General features: G+C 72.0%; 18 protein-coding genes. 10 read left to right on the top strand and 8 right to left on the bottom strand.

Annotation, left to right across the window (positions count from 1 at the left end):
* Window positions 1-196 precede the first annotated feature (196 nt).
* Entirely contained in the window at window positions 197-925 is a 729-nt protein-coding gene (locus tag JXZ78_RS34200) for an AAA family ATPase (RefSeq protein ID WP_030024759.1), read from the bottom strand.
* 116 nt (window positions 926-1,041) lie between these two features.
* On the opposite strand from JXZ78_RS34200, the gene JXZ78_RS34205 reads away from it, so the two are divergent.
* From JXZ78_RS34205 to JXZ78_RS34220, 4 genes are all read left to right on the top strand, one after another.
* The gene (locus JXZ78_RS34205; RefSeq protein WP_030024760.1) at window positions 1,042-1,377 is read left to right on the top strand and encodes a YnfA family protein; all 336 of its coding nucleotides are present in this window, start codon (window positions 1,042-1,044) and stop codon (window positions 1,375-1,377) included.
* Between the two features lie 61 nt (window positions 1,378-1,438).
* Complete coding sequence (locus tag JXZ78_RS34210; protein WP_030024761.1) at window positions 1,439-2,221, top strand: SDR family NAD(P)-dependent oxidoreductase; 783 nt, start codon at window positions 1,439-1,441, stop codon at window positions 2,219-2,221.
* A gap of 764 nt (window positions 2,222-2,985) precedes the next feature.
* Window positions 2,986-3,369 carry an RNHCP domain-containing protein gene (locus JXZ78_RS34215; protein WP_372498466.1) on the top strand — a complete coding sequence of 128 codons (384 nt, stop codon included), beginning with the start codon at window positions 2,986-2,988 and terminating at the stop codon, window positions 3,367-3,369.
* 16 nt (window positions 3,370-3,385) lie between these two features.
* The gene (locus JXZ78_RS34220; RefSeq protein WP_030024763.1) at window positions 3,386-3,802 is read left to right on the top strand and encodes an RNHCP domain-containing protein; all 417 of its coding nucleotides are present in this window, start codon (window positions 3,386-3,388) and stop codon (window positions 3,800-3,802) included.
* 108 nt (window positions 3,803-3,910) lie between these two features.
* Here the strand turns inward: JXZ78_RS34220 and JXZ78_RS34225 are convergent, their stop codons facing one another.
* Window positions 3,911-4,540, bottom strand: a complete 630-nt coding sequence (locus JXZ78_RS34225) for a TetR/AcrR family transcriptional regulator (protein WP_030024764.1) — start codon at window positions 4,538-4,540, stop codon at window positions 3,911-3,913.
* A 71-nt stretch (window positions 4,541-4,611) separates the two neighbouring features.
* Here JXZ78_RS34225 and JXZ78_RS34230 point away from each other — a divergent pair, with 71 nt between their 5' ends.
* Window positions 4,612-5,484 (top strand): ketopantoate reductase family protein, encoded by an 873-nt coding sequence (locus JXZ78_RS34230; RefSeq protein ID WP_030024766.1) that lies wholly within the window; start codon window positions 4,612-4,614, stop codon window positions 5,482-5,484.
* 16 nt (window positions 5,485-5,500) lie between these two features.
* Here the strand turns inward: JXZ78_RS34230 and JXZ78_RS34235 are convergent, their stop codons facing one another.
* Entirely contained in the window at window positions 5,501-6,694 is a 1,194-nt protein-coding gene (locus JXZ78_RS34235; protein ID WP_030024767.1) for an RtcB family protein, read from the bottom strand.
* Between the two features lie 161 nt (window positions 6,695-6,855).
* Between JXZ78_RS34235 and JXZ78_RS34240 the strand changes: the two genes are divergently transcribed.
* Together JXZ78_RS34240 and JXZ78_RS34245 are read left to right on the top strand one after the other, a co-directional pair.
* Window positions 6,856-7,791: a hypothetical protein gene (locus tag JXZ78_RS34240; RefSeq protein WP_238783561.1), complete on the top strand. Its 936-nt coding sequence runs from the start codon at window positions 6,856-6,858 to the stop codon at window positions 7,789-7,791.
* Between the two features lie 200 nt (window positions 7,792-7,991).
* Window positions 7,992-8,714, top strand: coding sequence for a DUF3558 family protein (locus JXZ78_RS34245; protein ID WP_030024789.1), 723 nt, complete (start codon window positions 7,992-7,994; stop codon window positions 8,712-8,714).
* Window positions 8,715-8,823: 109 nt separating this feature from the next.
* On the opposite strand, the gene JXZ78_RS34250 is transcribed toward JXZ78_RS34245, so the two are convergent.
* The 4 genes from JXZ78_RS34250 to lysS all read right to left on the bottom strand — a co-directional run bounded on the left by JXZ78_RS34250 (window position 8,824) and on the right by lysS (window position 14,229).
* The gene (locus JXZ78_RS34250) at window positions 8,824-11,172 is read right to left on the bottom strand and encodes a glycoside hydrolase family 65 protein (protein ID WP_030024791.1); all 2,349 of its coding nucleotides are present in this window, start codon (window positions 11,170-11,172) and stop codon (window positions 8,824-8,826) included.
* Window positions 11,169-12,020 (bottom strand): HAD family hydrolase, encoded by an 852-nt coding sequence (locus tag JXZ78_RS34255; protein WP_238783562.1) that lies wholly within the window; start codon window positions 12,018-12,020, stop codon window positions 11,169-11,171. The genes JXZ78_RS34250 and JXZ78_RS34255 overlap by 4 nt, the downstream gene beginning before the upstream one ends.
* Before the next feature lie 112 nt (window positions 12,021-12,132).
* Window positions 12,133-12,354, bottom strand: a complete 222-nt coding sequence (locus JXZ78_RS34260; RefSeq protein WP_030024795.1) for a hypothetical protein — start codon at window positions 12,352-12,354, stop codon at window positions 12,133-12,135.
* Between the two features lie 150 nt (window positions 12,355-12,504).
* Window positions 12,505-14,229 (bottom strand): lysine--tRNA ligase, encoded by a 1,725-nt coding sequence (gene lysS, locus JXZ78_RS34265; protein ID WP_030024797.1) that lies wholly within the window; start codon window positions 14,227-14,229, stop codon window positions 12,505-12,507.
* A gap of 155 nt (window positions 14,230-14,384) precedes the next feature.
* Between lysS and argS the strand changes: the two genes are divergently transcribed.
* Entirely contained in the window at window positions 14,385-16,163 is a 1,779-nt protein-coding gene (gene argS / locus JXZ78_RS34270; protein ID WP_030024799.1) for an arginine--tRNA ligase, read from the top strand.
* An 81-nt stretch (window positions 16,164-16,244) separates the two neighbouring features.
* Here the strand turns inward: argS and JXZ78_RS34275 are convergent, their stop codons facing one another.
* Complete coding sequence (locus JXZ78_RS34275; protein WP_030024800.1) at window positions 16,245-17,726, bottom strand: helix-turn-helix domain-containing protein; 1,482 nt, start codon at window positions 17,724-17,726, stop codon at window positions 16,245-16,247.
* A 337-nt stretch (window positions 17,727-18,063) separates the two neighbouring features.
* Between JXZ78_RS34275 and JXZ78_RS34280 the strand changes: the two genes are divergently transcribed.
* Complete coding sequence (locus tag JXZ78_RS34280) at window positions 18,064-18,822, top strand: DUF4232 domain-containing protein (protein WP_030024802.1); 759 nt, start codon at window positions 18,064-18,066, stop codon at window positions 18,820-18,822.
* 88 nt (window positions 18,823-18,910) lie between these two features.
* On the top strand, window positions 18,911-19,846 hold the full coding sequence (bla, locus tag JXZ78_RS34285; RefSeq protein ID WP_030024803.1) for a class A beta-lactamase: 936 nt from the start codon (window positions 18,911-18,913) through the stop codon (window positions 19,844-19,846).
* Window positions 19,847-20,000: the final 154 nt, after the last annotated feature.

Consider the following 20,000-nt stretch of genomic DNA (forward strand, 5'->3'; position numbering starts at 1 on the left):
CGCCTCTGCCGCCTGACAAGGGGCCCGGCCAGGGCATGTGACGCCCTGTACGGTTTTTGGCCAGTGGTTCGCCGTTCACGCAGCGGCGACCGTCGGCGCGGCCCCCTCACCCGTCGATCCCCGCTTCCGGACAACGCTCCCCGGCCTCTCTCCCGGCCCTCCCTTGCGGGCCACGCTCCCTTGCATCACCCCCGGCTCAGTCGATGATGTGCCGCAAATACGCCCGAGGGTCGGTGAGATAGCGCCGCCAGTGGTCGACGAGGGCCAGCTCGTCCCACTCCACCGACCGCATGCCGTGCTCACCGACCTCGACTATCTCCGCGCCGGGCAGGGCCGTGAGCAGCGGGGAGTGCGTGGCGCAGACGACCTGGGCACCGCCGCGGCGCAACTCGTGCAGCACCCCCAGCAGTTCCAGGCAGGAGGAGAACGACAACGCGGCCTCCGGCTCGTCCAGCACATACAGCCCCGGCTGCCGGAACTTCTCCCGGAACGCCATCAGGAACCCTTCGCCGTGACTCATCTCGTCCGGCGCCCCCGACAGCCGCTCACGGCCGAGCGCGTCCCACGCCGTCTCGGCCCGCAGGAAGAAGCCGCGCCGGCGCGTGCGCGGCCCGCGGACCATCCGGCGGCCCGCCGTCGTCGCGTCGAAGCGCATGGCCATGCCCAGTACGGACGGCACGCGTGAACTGGCGTACTTGTAACCGGCCGAGCCGCCGTACGAGTCGAGCCCGAAGCCCTCCGCCAGGGCCTCGGCCAGGGTGGACTTGCCGGAGCCGTTCTCCCCCACGAGAAAGGTGACCGGCGCGCTGAACTTCAGCCCGTCCGCGACCAGCCGGCGCACGCACGGCACCGTCCAGGGCCAGCTGTCCCCGGTCTCCGCCCGCTCCTCCTCGGAGAGATCCACGTACGCGCGTTCGATGAGCATGTCCCGAAGCTCTCACACACCACTGACAATCGCCCCACGCACCGACCGCCCGGTCACCTCCGCAACGCCCCGCCCGCCACCCCCGCCCCGCTCCCCCGTCTCCTTACGCTGGCCCCATGCTCATCGCCCGTTCCGTCGCCCTCTTCGTCCTCGCCGCCCTCTTCGAGATCGGCGGCGCCTGGCTCGTCTGGCAGGGCGTGCGCGAACACCGCGGCTGGATCTGGATCGGCGCGGGCGTCCTCGCCCTCGGCGTGTACGGCTTCGTCGCCACCCTCCAGCCGGACGCCGACTTCGGCCGCATCCTCGCCGCGTACGGCGGTGTCTTCGTCGCGGGCTCGCTGGCCTGGGGCATGGTCGCCGACGGCTACCGCCCGGACCGCTGGGACGTGGCCGGCGCCCTGATCTGCCTGGCCGGTATGGCCGTGATCATGTACGCGCCCAGGGGCCGCTGACCCGCGCATATCCTGCGTAGGCACCACGACCGACGCCCGCAGCGCCCGAGGAGCCCGCCGCATGACCGCCGTACCCGACGCGCCCGCAGACCGTACCCGTACCGCCGTCGTCACCGGAGCCAGCAGCGGCATCGGCGCCGCGACCGCCCGCCGGCTGGCCGCCGAGGGCTACCGCGTCGTCCTCGCCGCCCGGCGCAAGGACCGCATCGAGGCGCTCGCCGCCGAACTGCCCGACGCCGAGGCCCACCAGCTCGACGTCACCGACCGAGCCGCGGTGGACGCCTTCGCCGCCCGCCTGCGGGAGCAGCACGCCTCGGTGGACGTGCTGGTCAACAACGCCGGCGGCGCCCTGGGCGCCGACCCCGTCGCCACCGGCGACCCGGCCGACTGGCGGACCATGTACGAGGTCAACGTCCTCGGCGTCCTCCACGTCACCCAGGCCCTGCTGCCCGCCCTGACCGCCTCCGGGGACGGCACCGTCGTGGTCGTCTCCTCGACCGCCGGGCACGGCACCTACGAGGGCGGCGGCGGTTACGTCGCCGCCAAGCACGGCGCGCACGTCATCGCCGAGACCCTCCGGCTGGAGCTGTGCGGCGAGCCCGTCCGCGTCATCGAGATCGCCCCCGGCATGGTCAAGACCGACGAGTTCGCCACCACCCGCTTCCGCGGTGACACCGCCAAGGCCGCCAAGGTCTACGCGGGCGTCGCCGAGCCCCTGACCGCCGACGACGTCGCCGACACCATCGGCTGGGCCGTCACCCGCCCGGCCCACGTCAACGTCGACCTCCTCGTCGTACGCCCCCGCGCCCAGGCCTCCAACTCCAAGGTGCACCGCGCCTCCTGAGGCACCACAGCGTCCCCGGGGGCCCCACCTCGTGAGGCACCACGGCGTCCCGTGCCCCGCCTCCTGAGGCACCACAGCGGCCCGGTGGCCCCGCGACACCCCTCGCCGGAGCCCTGGGCCCACCCCCGCCCGGGCGGGGGTGGGCCCAGGGCGCGGCACTTCTCGCGGGTGTCTTCCCCTCCCTCGTCCTGGCGGTCCCGGCCGTCCGGTTCGCCCCGACCGGCTTCAGCAACCAGCTCTCGCCGGCCGTCCTGGGCGTCCTGTGGGCCGCGACGGGCGTCGCCGGCCTCCGCGCGGGCCGTCGTCGCCCATCTGGACGCCCCCTTCGCGTACGGTGACCGGCTCGCCGCCGCCCACGACATCACCACCGCCGGCTCCTGGTTCCCGCTCCTGCTCAACCTCGTCGTCGCCGAGGCCTGGGTCCGGCGCCGCGCCCGGAAAACCGCTGGCGCCGCGGCCGCCCCCGCCCGTACCGTTTCCTGAGCCGACGCACCAGCGCGTCGTCGCACGTGCGTTTTCTCGCGCGTGCCCCCTCTCTCGGGCCTCGCCCTGGAAAGCAGTGTCTATGCCCCGGCCGGCGCTGAGCGCGCCTCACCACCGCGCGGACGAACCCCGCCGCTGACCTTCACCGTCCGACGGCCGCCGTCCGCCGTGCCGGCCCGGCCGCACCCGCCTTCGCGCGGTGCGCCCACCGCCCGTACCACCGAGGCCGCTCGGCCTGCTCCCGCTGCCCTTCGCACGCTTTTCCGGCAAGGAGTACCCGAGTGCTGTCCAACAGCCCCAAGAGCCCGAACCGTCCGAACCCGCTGCCGCGCACCGACACCTTCACCTGCGTCCGGTGCGGGCTGACCGTCACCACCCTCGACCCCGTCGGCGACCGCCGCAACCACTGCCCCAGTTGCCTGCACTCGCAGCACGTACGGGACGCGGCCGAGGGCGGCCCGTCCGCCTGCCGGGGCCGGATGTCGCCCATCGCCATCGCGGTGCTGCGCACCGACGACTGGATGCTCGTCCACCGGTGCACCCGCTGCGACGAGCTGACGTCCAACCCGGTCTCCCCGGACGACAACCAGCTGATCCTGATGCGGATCGCGGTCCGGCCGCTGGCCCACCCGCCGTTCCCGCTCGAAGCGTTCGGCGACCTGTGAGCGGGGAGTGACGACCGTGCCACGACGCCGTACACCCAAGCAGCAGCGCCGCGCCCAACGGCCCAAGGACGTCCTCCACGGGCCGGGCGGCGCCTCCGGCGACACCTTCCGCTGTGTCGGATGCCGCCTGGAGGTCCCGCTGGCCGCACCGGGCACCGCCCACCGCAACCACTGCCCGCACTGCCTGGCCAGCCGCCACGTGGACCGCCGGATACCGGGCGACCGGGCCGCGGACTGCGGCGGCCGGATGCGGGCGCTGTGCCTGTCCGCCCGGCAGGACGGGGAGTGGCTGCTGGTCCACCAGTGCCTGGCCTGCGGTGAGCTGAGCACCAACCGCACCGCGGGCGACGACAACGCCCTGGCCCTGGTACGCCTGGCCGTCCGGCCGCTGGCCGACACCAGGATGCCCGTACGGGCGCTGATCTCCCTGTGAGGGACCTGTGAGGGATCAGGAGGCCTGAGCGATCAGGGACCCGGACCGGCGGAGAAGCCGGCCCGGGTCCCTGTCCCGGCCCGCTTTGCCGGCGTCCGTCTTCGGGCGTCAGGTCCGGGTCGGTGGTGCGCTCATCGCCGCGGTCAGGAACGTGATCGCCCATCGCCGGGCCGCCTGGCCCACTGCCGGGGACGCGCAGCCAGGGGTGGGCCGCTGCTGGATCTCAAGGCGGTCGACGGCCGTCACGGAAAGGATTCCCCGCATCCGGAACCTCAGCTCCTCCGGGGAAAGGCCGGGCAGTACGCGCGCGAAGGCCGCGAGATAGCGCTCGCGGACCGAGTCCTCGGCCGGGCCGGCCCAGCTGCGCGCCTCCTCGGCCGGGTCGCTGAGGATCGTCATGATCAGCCGGGATGTCCGGGCGCCGCCCTCGTCGCCGGCCGGCATCTCGTCGAACAGCGGCCCCGCGAACGCCTCCACCAGGTCGCCGACCGGTGGCTCGGGGGTCCGGGCGAGCAGCGCGTCGAGCCCGGCGCGCTGGGCGGCGTTGACGGGCTCGATCACGCGGCGGACGACCGCGGCCATCAGTTCCGCCTTCGAGCCGAAGTGGTAGCCGACGGCGGCCAGGTTCGCTCCGGCGCGTGTGGTGATCGCGCGGATCGAGGTACCGCGGTACCCGTGCTCGGCGAAGAGGTGCTCGGCCGCGTCGAGGATCTGGGTGCGGGTGTCTGGGGTCGCCACACGGGGGACTCTACCCATGCTTGAATGATACGTACGTATGAATAAATCGAACGCATGAAAGAGGAACGGTCATGAAGCTGCTCGTGTACGGCGCCGGGGTCTGCGGCAGCCTGTTCGCCGCCCGCATGCACAAGGCCGGACACGACGTCTCGCTCCTCGCCCGGGGCGAGCGCCTGACCGCCCTGCGCCGGCAGGGAGTGCGGCTCGCCGAGGGGAACGGCCCGGCTGTCGAGCGGGTGCCGGTTCCGGTGGTCGAGCACCCGGACGGCGGGTACGACCTGATCACCGTCTTCGTCCGCACCCACCAGGTGGACGCGGTGCTGGAATCACTCGCCGGCGTCCGGGGTGACGTGCTGTTCCTGCTCAACTGGGCAGCCGGGCCGGAGACGCTGGGCGCGGCGATCGGCCACGGGCGGGTGCTGCTCGGCTTCCCCACGACGGGCGGCACGATGGACGGCGACGTCGTCCGCCACCGCAGGAGTGGTTTCCTCACCCGCCGGGTCGCGATGCCGGTCGGCGAGCCCGACGGCCGCACCACGCCGCGCCTGCTACGGATCGTGGAGACGTTCCGTACCGCCGGGATCAACGCCGAGGCCGAGCCCCGGATGGCTGCCTGGCTCCGGACGCACGCCGCGTTCGAGGTCCCGCTCGGGCAGGCGGTCCACGCGGCGGGCGGGCCGGCGGCGCTGGCCGACGACCCGGACGCGGTCGGCGGCATGCTCCACCTCATGCGGCAGAACCTCACCGCGATGGAGACGCCGCCGGTGCCTCGCGCGTTCGGCGCGTTGCGGGCCCTGCCGCAAGGGCTCCTCGTCGCCGCGCTCCGGCGGTTCCTGAAGAGCCCGACGGCCGCGCACAGCGGACTCGGCGCCCCCTCGCCCGCCACGGCAGCCGAACTCGAACGGCTGGCCGAACAGCTCCGCGCCGCCGCGGGCGCCCGCTGAGCGGGGGAGCCCGTCCTCACCCCTTCACACACACCACCTGCTTGAGCTTGGCCACGACCTCCACCAGGTCCCGCTGCTGGTCGATGACCTTCTCGATCGGCTTGTACGCGCCCGGGATCTCGTCCACGACACCGGAGTCCTTACGGCACTCCACGCCCCGCGTCTGCTCCTCCAGGTCCCGCGTCGAGAAACGCTTCTTCGCCGCGTTGCGGCTCATCTTCCGGCCCGCGCCGTGCGAGGCGGAGTTGAAGGACGCCGGGTTGCCGAGGCCCTTGACGATGTACGAACCGGTGCCCATCGAGCCGGGGATGATGCCGTAGTCACCGCTCCCGGCGCGGATCGCGCCCTTGCGCGTGACGAGCAGGTCCAGGCCGTCGTACCGCTCCTCCGCCACATAGTTGTGGTGGCAGGAGATCACCGGCTCGAACGTCGGCCCGGCCTTCTTGAACTCCTTGCGGACGACGTCCTGGAAGAGCGCCATCATGATCGCGCGGTTGTGCCGGGCGTACTCCTGCGCCCAGAACAGGTCGTTGCGGTACGCCGCCATCTGCGGGGTGTCCGCGACGAAGACGGCGAGGTCGCGGTCGACCAGCCCCTGGTTGTGCGGCAGCTTCTGCGCCTGGCCGATGTGGAAGTCGGCCAGCTCCTTGCCGATGTTGCGGGAGCCGGAGTGCAGCATCAGCCACACCGTGCCGGCCTCGTCCAGGCAGAACTCGATGAAGTGGTTGCCGCCGCCGAGCGACCCCATCTGCCTGACGGCGCGCTCCTCACGGAACCGGACCGCTTCGGCCACTCCGCCGAAGCGGCTCCAGAAGTCGTCCCAGCCGCTGGTCGCCAGGCCGTGCAGCCGCCCCGGGTCCACCGGCTCGTCGTGCATGGCCCGCCCGACCGGGATGGCCTCCTCGATCTTGGAGCGGAGGCGGGAGAGGTCGCCGGGAAGGTCCTCGGCGGTGAGCGAGGTCCGCACGGCGCTCATCCCGCAGCCGATGTCGACACCGACGGCCGCCGGGCAGACCGCCCCGTGCATGGCGATCACCGAACCGACCGTCGCCCCCTTGCCGTAATGCACGTCCGGCATCACGGCCAGGCCCTTGATCCATGGCAGGGTGGCCACGTTGCGCAGCTGCTGCATGGCCACGCCCTCGACCGTGGACGGGTCCGCCCACATCCGGATCGGAACCTTGGCTCCGGGCACTTCGGTGTACGACATAACTTCCTCATTCCCCCGAAAATCAACAAATAGCAAAAGCCGGACAAGCAGCCTGATCGAGGACAGGGGACCGGCGTATGCGGCAGAACGTGCGGTAGACATTGTGTCCATCCGCCGTCTGGGCGCGGCAACCAGATTTCCTACGGAAGGAGCCGGGAACGGTGCAGCGAAGGTCGTTCGTACCGGGGACCGCGCTGGCGACCGTGGCGGCGCTGGCCGCCACGCTCACCGCCTGCACCGACGGCTCCGGATCCGGCGGCGGCTCCGCCGACACCAAGGGCGGCGGCGCGGCCGCCACGTCCGCGTCCGCCGAGCCCGGCAAGTACAAGACGCTCCCCGAACCCTGCGGCCTGCCCTCCAAGGGCATCCTGCGCCGGCTGCTGCCGCCCGGCGGCACGGAGAGCCCGCAGGACGCCGACAAGGTCTACGCGGGCACCGCCGACATCACGTACGACACGGACCGCCGTGTGGGCTGCCGCTGGAAGCGCGAGGCGCCCGACGGCACCCGCCACCTCACCCTGGACTTCGAGCGGGTCGTCTCCTACGACCCCGCGGTCAGCGACGACGACAAGGCGCAGACGGTCTACGGGAAGAAGGAACTGGCCGCCGAGCTGCCGGCCGGCGGCAAGAGCGCGACGCCCACGCCCACCGCCCCCTCCGGCAAGGACGAGCGGGGCGACCAGAGCGGCCAGGGCGACCAGAGCGGCAAGCCCGACGGCGGCCAGGACGGCAGTCCCGGCGGCGACCAGGAGGCCGGCAAGGCCGCCGCGGGCGGCAAGGCGTCCCCCGCCCCCACGTCACCCCCCGCCTCATCCCCCTCCTCACCGCCCGCCTCACCGAGCGACGCACCCGGCTCCGACATCGCGCCGCGCATCCTGGACGGCCTCGCCGACGCCGCCTTCCTCAACGACAAGCTGATCACCGCGGACAGCGGCGTGCACCGTGACGTCACGATCGTCTTCCGGTCCTCGAACGTCATCGTGACCCTCTCCTACGACCAGTGGTCGGCCGACAAGACGACGCTGCCCGACAGCCGGGACCTCCAGGAGAAGGCACAGGCGCTGGCCCAGGAGCTGGCCGACCGCTTCAACGAATAGTCCGCTTTGTCCGGCGAGTAACGTCACGAATCGCCCTCCGGCCGCCCTCCGCCGCGTACCGTGTGCCCCCGAGCCCCGCGCGCGGCAGCGTCGCCGCGCGCTCCGAAGGACGTACCGCGTACGGACCGCACCCGGCCCGTGCACGGCACCCGACGGCGTCCAGTGCGACGCGCCGAACGACGACGAACAGCGAAGGAACCATGCACCGTTCAGCCAAGCGACTCGCCAGCCTCCTCGCCTGCGCAGCCGTACCGGTGATGCTCGTCGCCGGCTGCTCCTCCGACGACGACTCCGGCAAGAAGGAGTCGGGCGGCGGCGCATCGAAGACCGCCACCCCCAGCAAGAGCGGCAGCTCCTCCCCCAGCGTCACGCCCGCCAAGCTCAAGAAGCTGCCCAACCCCTGCCAGGCCGTGTCCAAGGACACCGTCAAGAAGCTGGTCCCCAAGACCAAGAACGAGAACGGCGAGCAGGGCAAGTCCTCCGACGCCATGGCCCGCGGCTACTGCGCCTGGAACAGCTCCGACTCCCAGGGCGTGGACGGCACCCAGTACCGCTGGCTGGACGTCGGCTTCCAGCGCTACGACTCCGACCCGACCCTGGGCACCGGCGAGAAGCGCGCCACCGACTTCTACAAGAAGCAGCTCGACACGGCCAAGGCCACCCAGGGCGCCAAGAACACCAAGACCGGCGCGGTCGACGGCAACGGCGACGAGTCCAGCTGGATCACCTACGACCTGAAGAAGGACGGCTCCGACTTCAAGAACCAGACGGTGATCGCCCGCACCGCGAACGTCGTGGTCACCGTCAACTACAACGGCGCGGGCCTGGCCGGCGCCGACGCCCCCGACCCGAGCGACCTCCTCAAGTCCGCCGAAACCGCCGCCAAGGAAGCCGTGGCGGCAGTCGGCAAGGCCAACCAGTAGGCGCCTGAGGCCCCTCCCCGGCCCCGGGACCGGCCGGGCAGCCGGCCGCCGGGCGGGGAGGGACCTCGGACCTCAGCGGCTCATGGCCGGGACGCACCGCCCTGCCCGCTCAGTGCCTCCGCAGCGGCCGCCTCCCCGGCGGCTGCGTCGGCTCCGGACGAGCGGCCAGTTCGGGGATCTCCCGTTGCTGGGGGGCCTTGTCGGAGACGGTGAGCGGTTCGCCGTAATGCTGTATTTCCAGCGGTGCCCCCTCGACCATGCTGTACGCCACCGACTTGGCGGTGATCTCGACGCGCAGCCGCCGTCCCAGCACCTGGACCGAGAACGCCAGGCGGGTGAGCTTTTCGGGGAGGCGGGGGGCGAAGGTCAGGCCCTGGGCCGTGTGGCGCATGCCGCCGAAGCCGGCGACGAGGGCGATCCAGGTGCCGGCCAGTGAGGCGGTGTGCAGGCCGTCGCGGGTGTTGTTCTCCAGGTCGTGGAGGTCCATCAGGGCCGCTTCGCCCAAGTAGTCGTAGGCCAGGCGCAGATGGCCGACCTCGGCGGCCACGACGGCCTGGACGCAGGCGGAGAGGGAGGAGTCGCGTACGGTCAGCGGCTCGTAGTAGGCGAAGTTGCGGGCCTTGTGCTCGTCGTCGAAGCAGTCGCCGCGCTTGTACAGGGCGAGGACCAGGTCGGCCTGTTTGACGACCTGTTTGCGGTACAGGTCGAAGTACGGGAAGTGCAGCATCAGCGGGTACTGGTCGGTGCGGGTGCCGGAGAAGTCCCAGGTCTGGTGGGTGGTGAAGCCCGCCGACTGTTCGTGCACCCGCAGGCTGCGGTTGTACGGTACGGCCACCGCCTCGGCGGCGTCCCGCCAGGACGCGCTCTCCTCGTCGTCGACGCCGAGCGCCTCGGCCTCGCGCGGGTGGCGTTCGGCCACGTCGGCGGCGGCGCGCAGGTTCGCCTGGGCCATGAGGTTGGTGTAGACGTTGTCGTCGGCGACCGCGCTGTACTCGTCGGGGCCGGTGACACCGTCGATGTGGAACGTGCCGTGGTGGTCGTGGTGGCCCAGCGAGTGCCACAGCCGGGCGGTCTCCACCAGGATCGGTACGGCCGTCTCCCGCTCGAACTCCTCGTCGCCGGTGGCGCACACGTAGCGGACGACCGCGTCGGCGATGTCGGCGTTGACGTGGAAGGCCGCGGTGCCGGCCGGCCAGTACGCCGAGCACTCCGAGCCCTCGATGGTCCGCCAGGGGAACGCCGCGCCGCGCAGGCCCAGTTGGGCCGCGCGCTCGATGGCCGCGCCCATCGTGTTGTGCCGCCAGCGCAGCGCCTCGGAGACGGCGCCGGGCGAGGTGTACGTCAGCATCGGCAGGACGAACGTCTCGCTGTCCCAGAACGTGTGGCCGTCGTACCCGGAACCGGTCAGGCCCTTGGCGGGGATGGCCCGCTGCTCGGCCCGCGCGCCCGCCTGGAGGACGTGGAAGAGGGCGAAGCGGACGGCCTGCTGGATCTCCGCGTCGCCGTCGACCTCGACGTCCGCGCGGTCCCAGAAGTCGTCCAGGTAGGTGCGCTGCTGGTCGGCCAGGCCCTGCCAGCCCGTACTGCGGGCTCCGGCGAGCGCCGCGTCCACCTGGTCGCGCAGGGCGGGCAGCGAACGCGCGCTGGACCAGCCGTACGACACCGTCTTCTCCAGACGCAGCCGCTGGCCCTGCTCCAGGAGCGAGGTGACGGTGAAGCGGGCGGTGTCGTCGCCGCTCTCGCTGTCGGTGCGGGTCCTGCCCTCCGGGCCGTCGACGAGGTGGTCGGCGGCGGCCGCCACCCGCAGTCCGCTGCGGCGCGTGCGGTGGATCAGGCGCAGGCGCGCGCCGGAGGCGAAGTGTTCCTCCGCCTCCAGCGGGTTGTGCAGCGCCGAGGAGACCCGGGGGTCACCGCCGGACTCGGGCAGTTGCTCGTTGGTGACGAGTTCGGACTGCAGGACGACCCGCACCTCGGAGTCCAGCGGCTCGACCTCGTAGGCGACGGCGGCGACGGCCCGCTGGGTGAAGGAGACCAGCCGGGTGGAGGTCACCCGCACGGTGCAGCCGGCCGGCGAGGTCCACTCGCAGGTACGGCGCAGCACGCCGGCCCGCAGGTCCAGCACGCGTTCGTGGCTGCGCAGCCGCCCGTAGCGCAGGTCGAACGGTTCGTCGTTGACGAGCAGCCGGATCAGCTTGCCGTTGGTGACGTTGATGACGGTCTGCCCGGACTCGGGGTAGCCGTAGCCGGCCTCGGCGTACGGGAGCGGGCGCAGTTCGTGGACGCCGTTGAGGTAGCTGCCGGGCAGCCCGTGCGGCTCGCCCTCGTCCAGGTTGCCGCGCCAGCCGATGTGCCCGTTGGACAGCGCGAAGACCGACTCGCTCTGCGGCAGCACGTCCAGGTTGAGGTCGGTCTCGCGCAGGAGCCAGGGGTCGCAGGCGTACGAGGAGTGGGTGATCATGCCTGGCTGTCCTCCTTCGGGTGGCCGGGGTTCGCGTGGCCGGGGTTCGAGTGGCCGGGGTTCGGGTGGCCGGGCGCTGACTGTTCGGGCGTCGGCTGACCGGGTTTCAGCAGCTCGGCGAGGTCCTTGACGACGACATCGGCGCCGTGCCGCCGCAGCGCGTCGGCCTGTCCTACCCGGTCGACGCCGACGACGTACCCGAAGTGGCCGGCCCGCCCGGCGTCCATCCCGGCGAGGGCGTCCTCGTAGACCACCGCCTGTGTGGCGGGGACGCCCAGCTCCTTGGCGGCCTCCAGGAAGGTGTCGGGGTGCGGTTTGCCCGGCAACTTCCGCTCGGCGGCCACGTTCCCGTCGATCCGTACGTCGAAGAGACCCGCCATGTCCACGGACTCCAGCACCTCGCGGCAGTTGGCGCTGGAGGAGACGACGGCGGTGGCCAGACCCTGTTCGCGTACGGCATTCACATAGCGGCGGGAGCCTTCGTACGCCTCGGCGCCCTGCTCGCGGAGTTTCTTCAGCAGCAGATTGTTCTTGCGGTTGCCCAGCCCGTGCACGGTCTCGCGGTCGGGCGGGTCGTCAGGGCCGCCCTCCGGCAGCTCGATGCCGCGCGAGGCGAGGAAGGTACGCACACCGTCGGCGCGCGGGCGGCCGTCCACGTACTCGTCGTAGTCGGAGACCGGATCGAAAGGGGTGTAGCCAGGGCCGTCCCGGTGACGCAGGAAGTCGTCGAACGTCTCCTTCCAGGCGGCCGTGTGCACGACGGCCGTCTTGGTCAGGACGCCGTCGAGATCGAACAGGCAGGCCCGGACACGGTCCGGCAGGCCGAGTGAGGTGAGCGAATCCGTCATGGGACACGAGTCCCCGCCCGGTGTTCGACGTATGTCTGTTCCGGGCAATTCCTGCCCGGAACGCCGCCGGGCGGGGCGGTACGGCGGGCCGCTACGGCGGGGCGGCGGACGGCTACGCGCCCGAGCCCGCCCGCTTCCTGCGCTTCTTGCCCGCCTCCCCCCATACGAAGAGGGCCAGGCCGGCCGCGGCCATACCGGCGTACGCGAACGTCGGCAGGTCGTACCAGTGCGGCAGGATGCCCCAGCCCGTACTGTCCGTGAAGATCCGGCCCAGGGCGCCCATGGCCCCCTGGATCAGGACGATGATTCCGAGGACTCCGATGATTTCTCGCATGGATCCACCCTCACGCGAACGGCCCCGGGGATCGTCGTCCCCGGGGCCGAATCGGCACTCCGTCGAAAGGCGCAGCGGCCCGGTCAGGACCTCATACCCGTACGCGCACCACGGCAGCCGTCAGCGCGCCCCGGGCCGCCCGTCAGGCGCTCACGCCGCCAGCAGCTTGCGCACCCGGTCCGCGCCGACCGCGAGCAGCAGCGTGGGCAGCCGCGGACCGGTGTCGCGCCCGACGAGCAGGTTGTAGAGCAGCGCGAAGAACGAGCGCTGCGCGACCTTCAGCTCGGGCGTCGGCTTGGCGTCCGGCGCCAGCCCGGCCTGGATTTTCGGTACGCCGTAGACGAGCGTGGTCAGCCCGTCCAGCGACCAGTGCTCGTCCAGCCCGTCCAGCAGCAGCCGCAGCGACTCGCGGCCCTGGTCGTCGAGCGAGCCGAGCAGCTCGGTGTCCGGCGTCTCGCGCACGATCGTGCGCTGCTCGGCCGGGACCTGGGTGTTGATCCAGTACTCGGCCTTGTCCAGCCGGGGCCGGGTCTCGTCCAGGGACGTGACCGGGTCGGCCGGGTCGAGCTCACCGAGGATGCGCAGCGTCTGCTCGTCGTGCCCGCCGGTGATGTCGGCGACCGAGGCCAGCGTGCGGTACGGCAGCGGGCGCGGGGTGCGGGGCAGCTCACCGGCGGCCGTGCGCACCGCGCGGGAGTGCGCGGCGGCGTCGGCGGGCAGCACCGAGCCGTCGGCGACCTTGGCCTCCAGCTTGTCCCACTCGTCGTAGAGCCGCTGGATCTCCTGGTCGAAGGCGATCTTGAACGACTGGTTGGGCTTGCGGCGCGCGTACAGCCAGCGCAGCAGCGGCGCCTCCATGATCTTCAGCGCGTCGCCCGGGGTCGGCACGCCGCCCTTGGAGGACGACATCTTGGCCATGCCGCTGATGCCGACGAAGGCGTACATCGGGCCGATGGGCTGCGCGCCGTCGAAGATCTCGCGCACGATCTGGCCGCCGACGACGAACGACGAGCCCGGCGAGGAGTGGTCCACACCCGACGGCTCGAAGATCACGCCCTCGTAGGCCCAGCGCATCGGCCAGTCGACCTTCCAGACCAGCTTGCCGCGGTTGAACTCGCTGAGCCGGACCGTCTCGCCGAAGCCGCAGGCCGTGCAGGCGTACGTCAGCTCGGTCGTCTCCTCCACGTAGGAGGTGACCGTCGTCAGGTCCTTGTCGCACTGGCCGCAGTACGGCTTGTACGGGAAATAGCCCGCCGAACCGCTGCTGCCGTCGTCCTCGGCGGCCGCGCCGGAGCCCTCGGCGGCCTCCAGCTCGGCCTCGTCGACCGGCTTCTGCGACTTCTTCGCCGGGGCCTTCTTGGTGCGGTACTGGGCGAGGATCGCGTCGATGTCGGCGCGGTGCTTCATCGCGTGCAGGATCTGCTCGCGGTAGACCCCGGAGGTGTACTGCTCGGTCTGGCTGATGCCGTCGTACTCCACGCCCAGCTCGGCGAGCGCCTCGGTCATGGCCGCCTTGAAGTGCTCCGCCCAGTTCGGGTGGGCGGAGCCGGCCGGGGCCGGGACCGAGGTCAGCGGCTTGCCGATGTGCTCGGCCCAGGACTCGTCGACCCCCGCGACACCGGCCGGGACCTTGCGGTAGCGGTCGTAGTCGTCCCAGGAGATCAGGTGACGGACCTCATGGCCCCGGCGGCGGATCTCGTCCGCGACCAGGTGCGGCGTCATGACCTCACGCAGATTGCCGAGGTGGATCGGGCCGGAAGGGGACAGGCCAGAGGCGCAGACGATCGGTTTGCCGGGGGCGCGGCGCTCCGCCTCGGCAATGACCTCGTCCGCGAACCTGGAGACCCAGTCGGTCTCGGTGCTCTGCTGAGCCACGATCGGCCCTTCCTCTTCTCACCACTCGACGTGCCTGACGGCCCCATTCTCCCAGACGGAGCGGCAGCCGATTTTTCCCTGTGGAAAACCGATGGAACCGCCGTGGGATACTCGGTGGCAAACCCTTTCCACACCAACGGAACGGCCTTCATTCCATGACAGCGGTCCCTTCCCTCGCAGCCACGGTCAACCAGCGCGTCGCGGACGCCCTCTCGGCAGCCCTGCCGGAGGCCGGCGCCGCGGACCCGCTGCTGCGACGAAGCGACCGGGCCGACTTCCAGGCCAACGGCCTGCTGGCGCTGGCCAAGAAGCTCAAGGGCAACCCGCGGGAGCTGGCCTCCCAGGTCGTCGGGCAGCTCGCCGCCGGTGACGTGATCAAGGAGATCGAGGTCTCCGGACCCGGCTTCCTGAACATCACCGTCTCCGACGAGGCGATCGTCCGGACGCTGGCCGCGCGCGCCGCCGACGACCGTCTCGGCGTCCCGTACGCCGAGAACCCGGGCACCACGGTCATCGACTACGCCCAGCCGAACGTCGCCAAGGAGATGCACGTCGGCCACCTGCGCTCCGCCGTGATCGGCGCCGCGATGGTCGAGATCCTGGAGTTCACCGGCGAGAAGGTGGTCCGCCGCCACCACATCGGCGACTGGGGCACCCAGTTCGGCATGCTCATCCAGTACCTGATCGAGCACCCGCACGAGCTCGACCACAAGAGCGACGACGCCTCCGCCGAGGACTCCGGCGAAGAGGCCATGTCGAACCTGAACCGCCTCTACAAGGCGTCCCGCGCGCTGTTCGACTCCGACGAGGAGTTCAAGGAGCGCGCCCGCCGTCGCGTCGTCGACCTCCAGGCCGGCGACGAGCAGACGCTCGCCCTGTGGCAGCGCTTCGTCGACGAGTCGAAGGTCTACTTCTACTCGGTCTTCAACAAGCTCGACATGGACATCCGGGACGCGGACGTGGTCGGCGAGTCCGGCTACAACGCCATGCTGGAGGAGACCTGCCGGCTGCTGGAGGAGTCCGGCGTGGCAGTCCGCTCCGACGGCGCGCTCTGCGTCTTCTTCGACGACGTCAAGGGCCCGGACGGCAACCCGACCCCGCTGATCGTCAAGAAGTCCAACGGCGGCTACGGCTACGCGGCCACCGACCTGTCCGCCGTCCGCGACCGGGTGCAGGGCCTCGGCGCCTCGACCCTGCTGTACGTGGTCGACGCCCGCCAGTCGCTGCACTTCAAGATGGTCTTCGAGACCGCCCGCCGGGCCGGCTGGCTGGGCGAGGACGTCGCCGCCGTCCAGCTCGCCTTCGGCACCGTCCTCGGCAAGGACGGCAAGCCGTTCAAGACCCGTGAGGGCGAGACGGTACGGCTGGTGGACCTGCTCGACGAGGCGGTGGACCGGGCGACCGCCGTCGTACGGGAGAAGGGCGAGAACATCGGCCTGACCGAGCAGGAGATCACCGAGAACGGCTTCCAGGTCGGCATCGGTGCCGTGAAGTACGCGGACCTGTCCACCTCGGCCTCCCGCGACTACAAGTTCGACCTGGACCAGATGGTCTCGCTCAACGGCGACACCAGCGTGTACATCCAGTACGCGTACGCCCGTGTCCGGTCCATCTTCCGGCGCGCCGGGGACGCCGCCCCCAAGGCCCACCCGGAACTGGAGCTGGCCCCGGCGGAGCGCGCGCTGGGTCTGCACCTGGACCAGTTCGGCGAGGTCCTGGCGGAGGCGGCGGCCGGTTACGAGCCCCACAAGCTGGCCGCGTACCTCTACCAGCTCGCCTCTCTCTACACGACCTTCTACGACCAGTGCCCGGTCCTGAAGGCCGAGGGCGGCAGCGAGCAGGTGGAGAACCGCCTGTTCCTGTGCGAGCTGACGGCCCGCACGCTGCACCGCGGCATGGCGCTGCTGGGCATCCGGACGCCTGAGCGGCTCTGACACCCGCCTGCCTGACACGTCGCGTACGGGAAGGCCCCGCCGGAACCGATCGTTCCGGCGGGGCCTTCCCGCTGTCCGCGCTCAGCTCCCGTAGGGCGCCCAGGCGTTCTGGTCCCACCGGTAGATGTACTGCGGACGGCCCTTCATCGCGCTCGTACGGAACGGCTTGCCGTGGTCGTCCAGGCGCAGCGTGCCGCGCCGCCCGCCACTGCTCCACTCCAGCTCCAGGTACCAGCTGACGTCGTTCGCCTCCGCGTGCGCGTCCACGTACAGCATCTGCGGATCGGACGCCGACACCTTGAACGGGAAGTCGGTCGCCGGAATCCTCCGGTCCCCCTGCTCCCCGGCCACCGGCCGGGTCACCGGCTGCGCCGCGTCCAGCCCGATGTCGAACGAGGCCGGGGTGAGCCCGCCGCCGCAGCCGTCGCCCATGGAGTACGCCGAACCCGCCACCGACGCCGTGCGCGTCGTGGTCCGTACCGTCAGCGAGTGCAGGACGACGGCCTGGTCGTTGGTGCCCTGCACGGCCAGCGCCACCCTGAGGTGGCCGCCGGGCAGCGCGCCGAGCGCGTTCGCCCAGCCGCGCGCGCTCACCCCGGTGGGCGGCGGCGGGACCTCGGTGGGCGGTTTGTCGAGCATGTACCAGCGGTCGCAGGGGTCGTCCCAGTTGTTCGTACGGACGTCGACGGTCAGCGGGGTGCCGCTGCTCCGGCCGCTGCTGCCGCCCGCCTCGCCCTTGTCCTCGCCGGACGCGTCCCCGGGCACGCTCGGGGTGGCCGACGCGCTGCCACGCTTCGGCTCGTCGGCCGCCCCCGAAGCGGACGCGGACGAGGACGGGGACGGGGACGGCGTACCGGAGACGCCGCCGTCCGGCGCCGGACCGCTCCCGCCACGAGCCGTACGGTCGGCCGTCTGCGCACCGGCCCGGGCCGGCCGCTCCGGGTCCGAGGAGGACGCGGTGCCGATGGCGATGGCGGGCGCGGCCATCGCGACCACGGCGGCAGCCGCGAGGGCCAGGCGGAGTTTTGGGCGGGTGGGACGGGAGGGACGGGTGGGACGGGGGGTGGCTGACTTGGGGGTGGGGGGTGTCGTGGGGGTGGGAGTGTCCGCAGCGGTGGGAGTGGAAGCCGGCTCGGGAACCGGTACAGGTACGGGCTCGGGAGCCGGTACGGGCTCGGGGTCCGGCGCGGACTCGGGGCCGGCGGTCTCCGGCTCCGTCTTGTCCGCCGCCTTGTCCGCCGCCTTGACCGCCGCCTTGTCCGCCGCCTTGTCCGCCGCCCCCTCCTTGTCGTCCTCCGCCGCCGTCCGCCGCCCACGCGCCGCGTCCGCCAGAATCCACTGGCGGTGCAGCTCGACCAGTTCCTCGGGCTGCGCGCCGCACAGCCGGGCCAGCCGCTCCACGGGCGCGTAATCCGCCGGCACCGCGTCGCCGTTGCAGTAGCGGTGCAGCGTGGACGTACTCATGTGCAGGCGTTTGGCCAGGGCGCCGTAACTCAGCCCTGACCTCGTCTTCAACGTGCGCAGCAGTGCCGCGAAACCGTGCGTGCCGGAAGCCGTGCTCACTGTTTCCCCTCCTGCCCGTCCCGGAACCCCGTTCCAGGGAGCACCCATTCCCCCAGGTCAGAGTACGCGCAATCGTTCCAGCGTCCCGGATGTCCCGGCGGCCGTTGTGGCCGGGACGGACCGTCGCCCAGGCTGTGATCACTGACGACGCCCTGACCAGGGGCCTTACCGGGGAGCAGCCGTGCGGATCCGATTCCGCTGTCCTCTCGAACCGGCCGATCTCGCGGCACTGGGCGTACTGACCGTCTGTGTCGTCGTCGTAGCGGCCGTACTCCACAGCTTCTGACCGCGCCAGACCAACCGTCCCTTTCCCATCACCTCACGGGGAGCACCACCCATGCGTTCGCGTCTCTTCTCCACCCGTACCGCCCGGGTCGCCGCCTCCGCCGCGGCCGTCACCGCCGCCCTCTCCCTGACCGCCTGCGGCGGTGCCGAGGACGGCAAGAAGGCCGCCGGGGCCGGGCAGCCCGTGGCCGCGGCCGGTTCGGCCCCCGCCGCCGGCCAGGACCCCTCGGCCGGTACCGATGCCGGTTCGGGTTCCGGTTCCGCGGACGGCTCGGGTGGTACGGGACCGTCGGCCAAGGCCCCCTCGGGCGCCGGCTCGCAGAGCGGCCACGGCTCGCAGGCGTCTCCCACCCGGGCCGGTGCCGGCAGCAAGCACGGCACCTCTACGGGCGGGAAGTCCACCACCTGCTCCGCGGCCAACACCAAGGTGACCGTCTCCAAGCTCAGCCGCCCCATCAACCACATCCTCCTCACCCTCACCAACACCGGCTCGACCCGCTGCGACGCGTACCACTACCCGGCCCTGCGCTTCGACGACGCCCAGGCGCCCACCGACGTCCTGCAGAGCAGCAAGCCGCAGTCCGTGGTGTCCGTCGAGCCGGGCCGGTCCGCGTACGCGGCGGTGCGCACGTCGGACGCCACCGGGGAGGCCGGCGGCGGGAGGACCGTGCACAGCCTGGAGCTGTTCTTCGCGAACCGGGACGGCGGCTACGCGGAGCGCTCGGCCCATCCCAAGCTGCCGAAGGGTACGTACATCGACGACTCCGCCCAGGTCACGTACTGGCAGAGCGAGCTGGACAACGCCCTCTGACCGCCGCCCCCGGCTCGCGCAACCGCCCCTCCCGTCCCGACGTCCCCACCAGCAACAGCCAACCGGGGGACTGGGGAAAGGACACACCATGCGCAAGCCCACGCCGGCACTCACCCGCCGGTCCGTACTCGGCACCGGACTCGGCCTCGGCCTAGGCGGTGCGCTCGCCCTCGGCACCACCACGGCGAGCGCCGCCCAGGCCGGCCCCTCCGCACACCCCGCCGCCACCCGCCGCCTCCGCGAGCTGGAGCGGGAACACCAGGCCCGGATCGGCGTCTTCGCCCTCAACCTCGCCACCGGCGCCACCCTGCTGCACCGCGCCCACGAACGCTTCCCCATGTGCTCCGTCTTCAAGGGGCTCGCCGTCGCGGCCGTACTGCGCGACCTCGACCACGACGGCACCCAGCTGTCCCGCGTCATCCGCTACACCGAGGCCGACGTGCGGAAGGCCGGCCACGTACCCGTCACGTCCCGGCACGTCGCCGACGGCATGTCCGTACGGGACCTGTGCGACGCGGCGGTCCGGTACAGCGACAACTGCGCCGCCAACCTCCTCCTGCGCGAGCTGGGCGGTCCGACCGCCGTCACCCGCTTCTGCCGGTCCCTCGGCGACCCGGTGACCCGCCTCGACCGCTGGGAGCCCGAGCTGAACTCCGGCGAACCGGACCGCCGTACGGACACCACCTCCCCGTACGCCGTCGCCCGCACCTACCGCCGCCTCGTGCTCGGCAACGCCCTGGACCGCCCCGACCGCGCGCTCCTGACCGACTGGCTGTTGCGCAGCACCACCAGCGTGGAACGTTTCCGCGCGGGGCTGCCGAAGGACTGGAAGGTGGCGGACAAGTCCGGCGGCGGCAGCACGTACGGGACGAGCAACGACGCGGGCATCGCCTGGACCCCGGACGGCACCCCCATCGTCCTCGCGGCCTTCACCCACAAGCCGGCACTTCCGAACGCCTCGGGTGACACCCCCCTGATCATCAAGACCGCCACCGTCATGGCCGAAACGATCGCCCCGGCCTGACCCCCGCCCCACCCCCTCTCCCCCCTCTCCCCCGCTACCTCTCGCTGCCCCGGCCGTCGCCTCCAGCCCTCCCCGACGGCCGGGGCAGCCCCGCCTCACACCCATTTGCCGAGACACCCGGCATCCCGTAAATTCCTCCTCCTCCCGCCCAAGG

It is taken from the genome of Streptomyces monomycini (assembly GCF_022271435.1).
Taxonomy (GTDB): domain Bacteria; phylum Actinomycetota; class Actinomycetes; order Streptomycetales; family Streptomycetaceae; genus Streptomyces; species Streptomyces monomycini.